The following is an 876-nucleotide window of genomic DNA, read 5'->3' as shown; positions in this document are numbered from 1 at the left end:
CCGTTGCCGGCGCCTTTGAAGTCGTAGCAGGAGGGTTGGGTGGTGCCGTAGTCGGCGACCGAGCCGGTGAAGTCGGAGATCGATCCCTGGTTGTCGCTGTTGAAGTAGTAGCAGAACTCGCCGTTGTCGCACACGCCGTCACGGTTCGCGGCCGAGGCGGGCGATGCCGGGATGAAGACCGTCCCGCCGAGCGCCGTCGCGGCGACCCCCGCGGCGAGCCGCGCGGTTCGTTTCGACACAGTTGTCTTCCTCGTCTGTGAAGGCCGGAGCGCGCTATCGGACGTTGTAGTTCTGGGAGTTCCAGAACGAGGTCGGGTTCGGGTTGTCCAGGTGCGGGTCGTTGACGCTCTTGGCCGCGTGCGTCTGCCGTCCGAGACGCATCTCGACGTGGGTGTGCGCGGACGCGCTGGACGACACCCCGCGCCACGCCTCGTCGGCGATGATCTGGCCGCGGCTGATCTGCTGGCCCACGGCCAGCGAGGACCGCGGAGCGGTGTGCAGGTAGATCACCGTCTTGTTCAGCGAGGCGTTGTAGATGGAGATCGTGGAGAGGCCTCCGCTGCCGTTGGCCCCGCGCGCGAGGTGGATGACCTGACCGCTCACCAGGGCGTGGACGTCGGAGCCGACGCCGCGGGCGATGTCGATGCCCTCGTGCCGCCCGGGGGTGGTGGTGTAGCCGTCGAAGCCGCAGGTGATGCGGCCGCCGCTCAGCGTGTACAGCCCGTACGACATGTTCGTGCGCGATGACGGGCTGAACTGGTGGGAGGCGTTCTGGTTCTTCAGGCCGGCGTTGAGGTTGCCCTTGGCGCCTGCTTTGAAGTCCTGGTAGGTGCCGCCGTAGTTGCTGTTGAAGTGGACGCGGACGGTTTTGGTGCT

2 protein-coding genes are annotated in these 876 nt (G+C 66.9%); both read right to left on the bottom strand.

Annotated features, from left to right (window positions below):
* Positions 1 to 239: hypothetical protein (locus tag ACFPZN_RS56200; RefSeq protein ID WP_378293649.1), on the bottom strand; the 239-nt coding region annotated here is incomplete at its 3' end.
* Between the two features lie 34 nt (positions 240 to 273).
* Positions 274 to 876, bottom strand: a 603-nt coding sequence (locus ACFPZN_RS56195) for a peptidoglycan DD-metalloendopeptidase family protein (protein ID WP_378293647.1), incomplete at its 5' end; no start/stop codon positions are given.

The sequence above is a fragment of the Actinomadura rugatobispora genome (assembly GCF_042656285.1).
GTDB lineage: Bacteria > Actinomycetota > Actinomycetes > Streptosporangiales > Streptosporangiaceae > Spirillospora > Spirillospora rugatobispora.
The sequence above is the reverse complement of the archived record's forward strand: the minus strand, read 5'-3'. Positions and strand labels throughout refer to the sequence as shown.